Raw genomic sequence first — 10,498 nt, 5'->3', positions numbered from 1 at the left:
ATAGAGGAAATACATATGAACATTAAAAATATCGTTTTACAATGATAAAATTTCACGGATGTAACCCCATTTTATAGATGAGATTCTTGATATATAAGATTAATTAATTTGAGCTGTTTTATAATATAATGCCTTGAATCTCTGGAAATCGTCACATGAAAAGACGTAAACTTGAGAGTTATGTAAGGAGGAACTTATAACTATTAAAAATAGATTTACGCGACCATAATTTACATCTCACAATATTGAACAGACATTACAAGTTCAAAATCTTTATGTATCGGAAGGATAATATTTTATTTATTCATAAAAGTAAATATTATGAAAGGAGGTGGAAAATGGGGCTATTTAGTGATTTCAAGGACTTTCTTTATGAGTATAAAGTAATTCCACTGGCAATTGCTTTTATTATGGGTATTGCAGCGACTGCTCTGGTAAAATCTTTTGCTGAGAACATAATAATGCCAATTATTACTCCCTTTGTAGCTGGAGGAGCATGGAAAACAGCAACTCTTGCACTCGGTCCTATCGTGATCAGTTGGGGAGCATTCATAGGTGAATTAGTTAACTTCATTATTATTGCATTTGTTGTGTTCATAATTGCAAAGAATGTATTGAAAGAGGAAAAAGTAACAAAAAAGTAATCTCAGATGATTTTTTACATTAAGCAACACACAACCGTTATAAAAGTCGATCACGGTTGTGCCAGCTTTTTAAGTTAAAGATCAACCTGACATCAATTACTAACTTTTTCCGAGGTTAAAGATAGGCTTCTGTAACATATCGATGCATCATCCTGTGGCTGTTGAAATAGTAGGCAATTATTTCAATGGAATTGTTCATGAGGTTTACCCATTCATCTTTTCTGTTGTAGTATTTGGGAATCATGATATATTCCAGTTTATTATAAAGATCATCCAGCTCCATCATTTCGATCTGCTCCGGGGACTTGTCCACCTCCGGTTTGGGTCCGATGGAATAACCTGTGACACCTTCGACACAACCTTCTATCCACCAGCCGTCAAGCACACTGAAATTAACAACACCATTATGAGCTGCCTTCATTCCACTGGTACCGGATGCTTCAAGTGGCTTTTTAGGAGTGTTCAGCCAGACATCCACACCTGATACGATCTTTAGAGACAGGTCCATATCATAATTTTCCAGGTAAGCGACCTTTATTTCACCTTTGAGTTCTTCAGCATATTCAAATATCTTTTCGATGAACTGCTTTCCCTGAATATCCCGTGGGTGGGCTTTTCCTGCAAAAACCAATTGTATCTTTCCGGCTTCATTTACTTTCCTTAGCCTTTTCAGGTCGGAAAAGATCAAAGTAGGCCTCTTGTATTCTGTGATACGCCTTGCAAAACCAATTGTCAGGGTATCATATTCCATGTCAAGCCCGCATTCAATGTTCACATGATCGATAAGCTCTTTTTTCGCAAGCCTGTGGGCATCCCATATTTCGTTATCCGGTATGCTCCTAACCCTGACCAGAAGCTCCGGCTCATTTGCCCATCCTGGAAGATACGTATCATAAAGTTTTCTGAAATGGGAACAAACCCAGGTATAAGAATGAACACCATTTGTTATGGAATTGAACTTATATCCCGGGAACATCTGTTCTGATATCTGTCTGTGTCTTTTTGCCACACCGTTAACATAGTTGGAAAGATTCAGACCAAGAAGGGTCATGTTCAGTTGATTTTCCCCGCCATATTTCTTGAGAATCTCAAAATCAGAATTCTGCCCAATCAACTCCATCACAAGGTCATGCGAAAATACATCATGCCCGCTTTCAATCGGTGTATGGGTCGTAAAAACACACAGCTCTTTTACCTTAGACGGAGAGATGTCGTTCTGGCGCAGTAATTCAAGAACAAGGAGACTGGAATGACCTTCGTTCATATGATATTTGGTTATGGAATAACCCAGCTCTTTCAGCATCCTGACCCCGCCGATACCCAATACCATTTCCTGCTTCAACCGATATCTACGATCTCCTCCGTAAAGACTATAAGTGATCTGCCGGTCTTCCAGAGAATTTCCTTCAATATCAGTGTCCAGGAAAAGTACAGGAACTGTTTCCTGAGTAAGGCTTCGGTGCTCATATAGCCAAGCCCTTACCTTAACATTCTTGTTTTGAATTCGCACGGTCACTTCAGCAGACAAAAGCTGCATGAAATCAGAGGGAGACCATTCCTGAGGATGCTCGGTCTGCCTGCCGGCAGAGTCAAGCTCCTGCCTGAAATAGCCCCTGTTGTTAATAAGAGTAACACTAATAAACGGAAGCCCCAGATCAGCACTTGCCCGTATGGTATCTCCTGCCAGTATGCCCAGACCACCGCTATAAGTTGGAATATCCTTCTTTAACCCGATCTCCATTGAAAAATAGGCTATCTTCCGCCCTTTCCCACCAATTACATTACTCATATTGCTCACACCTTCGTGTTCTATTAAAAAATATAAGGATGATATAGTATTATAGTATCTTTCGCTTAAGAACTAAAAAGACTTTTTGATAGGGTTTTATTGAACTATGGAAGTATATGGTTTTGAGAACTTCATCTTTATTCTATGGTATTCTGCCATTGCCAAAAGATGTTAAAATGTTATGTTCCTTCATAGATTGATCGTGGGTAAAAGTTGCTGCTGTGATTTATCCGACTTTCCGCAGATGTCTAGAGAAAAACGGATATTTTCCTTTAGCGTAGATTTACGCATACTTATATCAAATAGATGTTAATAAATGCTACTTATCAATATAATTATGTTACGATTAATTGATAAATAATTGCAATCCAGATAATTGGCAAAATTCGAGGACATCTGCGGAATATAAGATTTATCCTGAGTTCCCAAGTTTTAAGCGCATATCAGCAGGAGATGTAAATAGAAAACGCCACTAGAATTTGATTTTTACTTCTTGCCAAACGGAATAATGTTGTAAAATATAAGCACATATTTCCGCATCAAGAGACGCGTATGCGCCTAAAAAGGCGGAAGTCAGGATTTATGGAATTTACATCCAATTTAAATTAAATGAGCTCGCGGATGCTGCAAAAGAACTCCAAACTAAAAATAAGAACTAAGCATATTGAAAAGCTTTTATACTTAGGTAATTAATAAAACGATTAGATTTAAGTTCATCACACTTTTTTACTGATTACAAAATCCACAAAGCTTCCCGCAAACTCCCTGTAAGAACTCGCAACCAGGTGAGCATAACATCCAAGTGTATTGTTAACCGTGAGTCCGTCCCAGCCATCGATGATGCCAGTGCCACGGGAAAGCTGGATGGCGAACTTCGCATCCTCTGGGATCTCGGTCACTTCGGAATGGTGAAACTCGTGACCGCGGAAATCGTTGCCTGCCTTTCCGATGACTGTGTCCATGGCAAGTGAACCTATATTGTAGCTGACCACACGCTTGTGGCCCATGAGAGTGTGGCCGGGGAGTGCACCCACCATATCATGGGTGGATTCAGGCATCTCTGCCATGTTATAGGCTCCTTTGCCTTTTACTCCTGTGCTCAGCTTTTCGGTCAGGTACATAAGACCGCCGCATTCCGCATAGATGGGCAGGCCAGAGCGTGAAGCATCCAGGATATTCTCACACATGGAAACGTTGTTTTCCAGTTCTGCCGCGAAAAGCTCGGGGTAGCCGCCACCGATGTACAGGCCATCCACATCAGGAAGTTTTTTGTCATGGATGGGACTGAAGTATTTGATATCGGCTCCTGCCATCTGGAGCAGTTCGAGATTGTCATGATAGTAAAAATTAAAAGCTTCATCAAGAGCAACACCGATGACCGGGCGCTCTCCTTCAATCTTGCGAGGAGTGAAAACGGTCTTTTTCGGACGCTCAAGAGCGGGAGCTGTATTAGCCATCTCAAGCAAGCGGTCTATCTGAATGCCATCCTTGATGGTATTCTTAATGAAATCGATCCTCTCATCGAAATTATCAGCCCTGCGGCGCTCCTCTATTGCAGGAACAAGCCCCAGATGCCTCATTGAGATCTTCATGGAATTGTTACGGCGGATAACACCGATTACAGGAATGCCTGTGTAGAATTCAATGGCCTCTGTGGCTTTTTGTGCATGCCTGGGACCGCCTATATTGTTCAGGATGACACCGGTGATATACACATCCTTATCAAATGCCTTGAAACCACCTACCAGAGCCGCAGCAGAGCGGGTAATGCTCCTTGCATTGATGATAAGAATAACAGAGCATTTCAGTATCTTGGCTATCTGTGCGGTGCTGCCCGTATCCGAAAAGCTGTCAAAGCCCTCATACAGGCCACGGACACCCTCAATAACAGCGATATCAGCATCGTTGTCAACCTCTGTTCCGTGGATGAAAACATCCCTCACACCCTCCTCATCCATAAGGAAACCATCGATATTGCGAGCCCTGCGGCCTGTTATCTCGGAATAGTAACTGGGATCTATGTAATCCAGCCCCACCTTATAAGGTTGGACCTTATACCCGGCCTCGGTAAGAGCCGCAAGCAGGCCAATGGTAATCGTGGTCTTACCCGAGGATGAACTGCCTGCAGACAGAAGTATCCTTGGTATTTCCTTTGCTTCCCTGACAGGAGGATTGTCGGACATTGTCGTCAACCTTAACGTGTAAGCTCACGCAGCCTTTCATCTTCAAGAGCTGTAGGCATAACCGAACTGTCGTTGGACATAATAGCGTGCGCAAGCTCACGATAGACACCTGCAACCGGCGAATCAGGAGCTTTTTCAAGCACCGAGAAACCATCCCTTTCACAGTCCTGAACAACCTGCTCCTTTGGTATGAAAACCATAAGTTTGCTGCCAATCTCCTCTGAGAACTTCCTTACTATCTCCTCTTCCCTGGTGACACTTCTGGAATTGCAGATAATACCAGATAGTTTGGTATCTATCTTTGCAAGCCCCCTGCAAATGTTGTTTGCAGCATATAATGGCATGTATTCACCTGATGTGAGGATATAAGCCTCAGTCACAAGTCCCTTGCGTATCGGCGCAACAAAGCCGCCGCACACAATATCTCCCGGAACATCATAAATGATCAGATCCATATCTTCTATGGACTTGCATACCTGCTTGAGTTTCTGTATGGCAACAATAATACCGCGTCCTGCACAGCCAATACCAGGTTCAGGCCCACCTACTTCCACGCACTTGACACCCTTGTAACCTTCATAGACAATGTCTTTTTCAGTAACATCGAGCTTTTGCCTGAGCAGGTCAAGGATAGTTGGTATTCTTTTACCACCAAGAAGTGTGATGGATGAATCACTCTTTGGGTCACATCCGATTATCATTACTTTATAGCCTTCATCGGCACAGGCTGCTGCAACATTGGAAGCAGTACTTGACTTACCGATGCCACCTTTGCCGTAAATGGCTATTCTTTTATTTGTCATCAGATAGCCTCCGATTCCCCGTCCAGCATATCCTTTGCAACTTCACGCATCGTTGCTCCGAACTCGGACTCAACGATGTGGTTCACACCAAGTGTTTTTGGATGCAGGTCTATCTCCACAATAACATTTTCATGTCCCATTTCCTTTAAAGGAAGAACCTGCCTTGGACCATTGGTAACAGAAATTACCTCCATTCCAAAAAGGTTGTCCATGGGTATCGCGTGGGGAACACCGGTAATGACTGCAAAATCAAAGTCACTGTATTTTTCAGCGATCAGTTCGCTTACCTTCTCACCGGTAATTGGGTATTCATCCATGCCACCGATGTTCTCGTGTATAGTGACACCTTTTTCCCTGAAGTCATTCATGATGCATGTCGCATGATGGCGAACCCTTGGTAGACCAACATTATCATCCACATTTGCCATATTGATGACATTTCCTTCAACACCAAGATGAACAGCCATTTCGTTAATGGCAACAGTGATGTCGGCGAACATATAGCCGGTCTCTTTCTTGGCATTCATAATAGTAAGACAGCGTTTGCCATCTTTCAGATGATTTATGATCTTTTCAGCAACCTTGTACTTCAGGTCTCCACGTGAAGGTGCCAGATATTCCCTGCTGGCCGCACCATGGCGCTTTTCAACATTAGTAGCTTCCTCAAGAAGGAATTTCTGTCTTTTAAGCTCCACTGCATCAATAACGCCAGCCTCACAAGCAGATTCAAGTGCCATCAGAACACCTTTTGTATTATTAGGGTATCCTGCATGCACTTCTACTTCTATAACAGGCACATCCAGATTCGCATCCAGAACCGGCTCTCGAAGCTCCTCACCGATGATCATACTGGCACATGTACCAACAACACCAATGAGCTTGGGATTGAACATCTTATTCACCTTTACAAGTAAAGATGAAAGTTCATCGCGTCCTCCAAAGACAAAGCCATTCTCATCAAGAGCAGTGGTCACAACATGTATGCCATCTTCTTCAAGAAGTCTTGCATGCTTAAATGAGCATCCGGGAGGACCGTGAAGTATAGCAACATCAACATTCAGGTCACGCAATGTGTATAACGCAGCTACGATGGAACTTGGCCGCGGGTGTATTATTGAGATATCGTTTTCCGCCATATATATCACTTTAGAGTTATCTCATTATTATATTTGTTTAATTTCGTAATAAATAGTATACTTAATGCCTCTATGTTTTTCTGCATTATCTAGTTCTTTATTGTATAAAAGCACTAATCATGATTAAAAAACGAAGAATAAAGATATGATAAAAAACAGTATAAAGACACAGGATATAAAAAAAGGAATCACCTCACCTGAAACATTTCACACACGACAATATTATATCCTTTTGTGAAGAGACCTCAAGTGCCATTTTAAGCCCTACTTCAAGTCCGGGAGCAAAAACAACATTATCTTGATCGAGTTCCCGCATGCGTTCACCTACAAGTACCAATTGTCCAATGTCCGCACCACGCCTCCTGACAAACTCCGAAACATCCTCCGGTGGCAGACCCTCACAAACCTGGGCAGCTTCCTCACCAAGTACCAGGATTACCCTGCCACAACCCGCCACTCGTTTACTTAAAGCATAGTCAAAAGAGCGCTCAACTGAAAGTATATCCATACCGGAGTTGGAATTGTCGATCAGTTTTCTTCCGGAAAGTTCCTTCTCCTGCATCCTCCCCTGTAGGCCTTCAAAAGAACCAATGACTGAGGAGATATCTTTTTCAGACACTCCCATCCACATAGCCACAGAACCTGAAGCTGCAAAAGCAGTTACATACGACCTGGAGTTGTAACAAGGCGACAGAACTGAGGAAAAACTACCATTCCTGTGCTTTAAAACTAGAGTATTAGCCATATCATCCTCAAAGTGCACCTGAAGGTCTGCATCTCGCCCCTCTGAATCGCTAAATGTGAAAAAGGTCCTGTTGTTCTTCTTTGATTTCTCCAGTGCTTTCCTGTCCCTTGCATTCAGGAAGAAGACCTCATCCGGTTTGCCATCGGAAAGCACAGTTACTTTGGAATCACTTGAAGTGGAAGTTGAAGCTGCTATCATGTAATCGGGCTCCAGCGTGGTGATAATTCCCACATCAGCAAACCCGGTAAGGCCAATAGAGACTTCAAAGATATAGCAATCTGCAGCAATACCCAGTTCATCAAGCCGGTCAACCGCAAGTAGCACACTTCCGGGAGCTATGCTTAATCCCAGGTGGACTACTCTTGAATATCCCTGCTCCCATAATTCAAGTCCTCTGGAAGTATGAAGTATGACTTTCATCTTCCTTGAAAGCATTTCAGCAAGCAAGGAAGCAGAACTGGTTTTGGCTTTCGAGCCCGTGACCTCAATTACAGTAGAATCATCAAGAGAACCTGTCATAGATAATATAATACCAACAGCCTTGTGGTGAGTCATAATCTCAATGTCCTTTTTTCGGGCATCTGAAAGCATGGCATATCCGGGATCCAGATGTACAGGACTTACTATAATGTCAAACTCATCAACAGGCACTGGGTCTTTTGAAGTTTTTATACCGTAATCTGATTCGAGTCTCTTAAGAACATTTCTATTCACAGTCCTGTAAGCATCTATTGCTGTTACATTAAATCCAAGACCCACAAATTTTTCGGCAATGATGATGCCTGCATGTGTCAGGTCAAGAACTGCAATGTTGGCATGGTCTAACATAGTACCACAAAATATCGATTTTAAAAGAGAAAAATAAGTTAAAGATACGGATGAAAAATAAAGAATGGGAATAACTTAGTTCTTTCCATCGTCTTCTTCATCATCCTTGTAACTGTCAGAGCCTATCATTGCAGCGGCTATTGAATCAATGCCATCAAGCCATTCTGCGACAAGACCATAAGGAACTTCTTCCATTACCTTCTCCGAAAGTTCCTTCCCACTGATAACAAGGGCACCGATCTCTGCAATAGTACCAAGAGCGATTTCGATATCATCAGAAGATTCGGCTTCAAGTGCAACCTTTACAAGGTCCCCGATGTCGACACTGCTATCATAGTCACCACTCAGATAAGCTTCACATGCTGCAAAGCCACCCATGAGGGAGGCCTGGAGAGAATCGATCATCATATCTGCATCCTCTGAGATAGAATCGATCTCTGCAAGTGCAATGTCCCTTATCTGCGCAATATATTGCAATGCAGATTCCTGGGATATCTGACCTTTTTCCTGTTTTGCAATTATCTTCAGGCATGCAAGGATGATGTCATCCTCCATGTTGACAAAGATGGCTCCTTCCTTTCCCTGGGGCTCGTCGGATTCATCAAATTTGAAATTGCTTTCTTTTACCTGGTTGATCCAGTTATTCCAGCGTTCTGCTGTATAAAAATCATGATGGAATACATCACCGTCCTTCCCTGACATTTAAATACCTCTATAATAATATGAATTTGATCTTTTCATTTTATTCCTGTGAATTGCTTTTTATATAAAAGATGTTCGCAACGAAACTATAATTTTAGCTCCACCTTTTTAAGGGAACACCCTGGCACCATACTTTCGTCCATTGGACCGAGCACCTTTACAACTGTGCATTTGTCTCCGTCCTTAAGACCTTCGGGATAGAGTATATCATATACGCTGTCATCGAAATCCTGACATTTTGGAGACTCGTAGCTCACCTTAGAACCTTCTACTGCCTTTCTGGAATCAATTGCAGCAACAACAGGAGCACTTTCAACCTCTACTGTCAGCACACCGCCATCATGAATGAAACATTCGTGGACAGTATCACCCCTGAGCTTTGCAACACGGTACTTACGACCTGGCTCCAGATTCATACAGGTTCGCCTCAACTTGCATTTCTTACACTCACGAGATTCACCCATGAATATGAAATCTCCGCCTTCTTTTGCAAGCCTTGAACCGATAAGTGTAATGGTAGTGTTAGTATCTGTCATATAATCACCTTGATTAATTGAATTTGACTATAATTTAAATGACTATGAGATCACTTTTGTTAAGCGTGCGACTTTCTCAGCAGCCTCGGGAGTAAGACCCGCACCAAGTATAGTATATCTCTCCGGACGTATCTTATGTGCAACAAGAAGCGCCTCTAATATATACCTATCTTCAATCCCAAGTTCCTTAGCTGTTGTCGGTGCCCCGATTATATCAAGACATTCCTTTATTTTCTTCCAGTCCCCGCCATGCAAGTACATCATCATTATTGTGCCTACTCCACATTGTTCACCATGTAAGGCAGAGTTTGGTGCAACCATATCAAGTGCATGGCTGAACATATGTTCCGATCCTGAAGCGGGCCGTGAGGAGCCTGCAATACTCATGGCAACACCACTTGATACCAGAGCCTTAACAACTATCCTCACAGAGCTTTCCATATCTGGTTTGATATCTTCCGGGGAATCCATCAGTATCTGAGCTGTCATTCTGGAAAGAGCCGCTGCATATTCACTGAAAGGCTCATTCCTTAGCCTGTGAGCAAGCTCCCAATCAAGAACAGCAGTATAATTGGAGATAATATCCCCGCATCCTGCAGCAAGTAAACGGTAAGGTGCACTGGATATTATATGAGTATCCGCTATCACGGCCATGGGAGCATCGACCTCTATGGATGCCTTCTTACCTTTATCATGTATCGAAGCCCTTGAAGACACAATACCATCGTGTGATGCTGCAGTAGGCACGCTTATGAAAGGCAGGTTAAGCTGTGTAGCTGCAAGTTTTGCCACATCAATGGACTTACCACTTCCCACCCCCATGAGGTACTTTGAATTCGCTTCCCCTGCCTGAGAAACCACTTTTTTGACCTCGGTCATGGATGCTTCATTTGAAACCGTTATGCAAGGATTATAACCGCATTTATCGAGCAGGTCAAATACAACATCCCCGGCTATCTTTTTAGTATTATGCCCCGTAACAATAAAAGCACCTTCACGGAGTTTCAGGTCATCACAAACGTCCTTTACATCATAAATAACATCAGGACCTACAACAACATCCCTTGGTAACTGCATCCATTTTTTTTTGCCTTTTGTCGGGATCACTAATATACCTGCCAAAAACTGTGTA

The 10,498-nt window shown here is 42.6% G+C and carries 9 protein-coding genes; 1 reads left to right on the top strand and 8 read right to left on the bottom strand.

Annotation, left to right across the window (positions count from 1 at the left end; translation table 11 throughout):
• Positions 1–338 precede the first annotated feature (338 nt).
• Entirely contained in the window at positions 339–644 is a 306-nt protein-coding gene (locus BB781_RS02390) for an MscL family protein (protein WP_094226906.1), read from the top strand.
• 115 nt (positions 645–759) lie between these two features.
• Here the strand turns inward: BB781_RS02390 and glgP are convergent, their stop codons facing one another.
• From glgP to BB781_RS02350, 8 genes are all read right to left on the bottom strand, one after another.
• Entirely contained in the window at positions 760–2,433 is a 1,674-nt protein-coding gene (gene glgP, locus BB781_RS02385; protein WP_242492502.1) for an alpha-glucan family phosphorylase, read from the bottom strand.
• Between the two features lie 716 nt (positions 2,434–3,149).
• Entirely contained in the window at positions 3,150–4,616 is a 1,467-nt protein-coding gene (cfbB, locus tag BB781_RS02380; RefSeq protein ID WP_094226905.1) for a Ni-sirohydrochlorin a,c-diamide synthase, read from the bottom strand.
• 11 nt (positions 4,617–4,627) lie between these two features.
• Positions 4,628–5,419 (bottom strand): Ni-sirohydrochlorin a,c-diamide reductive cyclase ATP-dependent reductase subunit, encoded by a 792-nt coding sequence (cfbC, locus tag BB781_RS02375; protein ID WP_094226904.1) that lies wholly within the window; start codon positions 5,417–5,419, stop codon positions 4,628–4,630.
• The gene (gene cfbD / locus BB781_RS02370) at positions 5,419–6,555 is read right to left on the bottom strand and encodes a Ni-sirohydrochlorin a,c-diamide reductive cyclase catalytic subunit (RefSeq protein WP_094226903.1); all 1,137 of its coding nucleotides are present in this window, start codon (positions 6,553–6,555) and stop codon (positions 5,419–5,421) included. Before cfbD ends, cfbC begins: the two co-directional genes overlap by 1 nt.
• Positions 6,556–6,748: 193 nt before the next feature.
• A complete protein-coding gene (gene cfbE, locus BB781_RS02365) occupies positions 6,749–8,128 on the bottom strand; it encodes a coenzyme F430 synthase (protein ID WP_094226902.1) in 1,380 nt (459 codons plus the stop codon).
• Between the two features lie 75 nt (positions 8,129–8,203).
• A complete protein-coding gene (locus tag BB781_RS02360) occupies positions 8,204–8,830 on the bottom strand; it encodes a DUF2150 family protein (RefSeq protein WP_094226901.1) in 627 nt (208 codons plus the stop codon).
• An 86-nt stretch (positions 8,831–8,916) separates the two neighbouring features.
• On the bottom strand, positions 8,917–9,366 hold the full coding sequence (locus BB781_RS02355) for a UPF0179 family protein (RefSeq protein WP_094226900.1): 450 nt from the start codon (positions 9,364–9,366) through the stop codon (positions 8,917–8,919).
• A gap of 42 nt (positions 9,367–9,408) precedes the next feature.
• Positions 9,409–10,443 carry an NAD(P)-dependent glycerol-1-phosphate dehydrogenase gene (locus BB781_RS02350; protein ID WP_094227035.1) on the bottom strand — a complete coding sequence of 345 codons (1,035 nt, stop codon included), beginning with the start codon at positions 10,441–10,443 and terminating at the stop codon, positions 9,409–9,411.
• Positions 10,444–10,498 lie beyond the last annotated feature (55 nt).

Source organism: Methanolobus psychrotolerans, from assembly GCF_002243045.1.
GTDB lineage: Archaea > Halobacteriota > Methanosarcinia > Methanosarcinales > Methanosarcinaceae > Methanolobus > Methanolobus psychrotolerans.
The sequence above is the reverse complement of the archived record's forward strand: the minus strand, read 5'-3'. Positions and strand labels throughout refer to the sequence as shown.

Coding starts and splice junctions, on each gene's coding strand:
- BB781_RS02390 (WP_094226906.1), top strand. CDS start 339: ATGGGGCTATTTAGTGATTTCAAGGACTTTCTTTATGAGTATAAAGTA.
- glgP (WP_242492502.1), bottom strand. CDS start 2,433: ATGAGTAATGTAATTGGTGGGAAAGGGCGGAAGATAGCCTATTTTTCA.
- cfbB (WP_094226905.1), bottom strand. CDS start 4,616: ATGTCCGACAATCCTCCTGTCAGGGAAGCAAAGGAAATACCAAGGATA.
- cfbC (WP_094226904.1), bottom strand. CDS start 5,419: ATGACAAATAAAAGAATAGCCATTTACGGCAAAGGTGGCATCGGTAAG.
- cfbD (WP_094226903.1), bottom strand. CDS start 6,555: ATGGCGGAAAACGATATCTCAATAATACACCCGCGGCCAAGTTCCATC.
- cfbE (WP_094226902.1), bottom strand. CDS start 8,128: ATGTTAGACCATGCCAACATTGCAGTTCTTGACCTGACACATGCAGGC.
- BB781_RS02360 (WP_094226901.1), bottom strand. CDS start 8,830: ATGTCAGGGAAGGACGGTGATGTATTCCATCATGATTTTTATACAGCA.
- BB781_RS02355 (WP_094226900.1), bottom strand. CDS start 9,366: ATGACAGATACTAACACTACCATTACACTTATCGGTTCAAGGCTTGCA.
- BB781_RS02350 (WP_094227035.1), bottom strand. CDS start 10,443: ATGCAGTTACCAAGGGATGTTGTTGTAGGTCCTGATGTTATTTATGAT.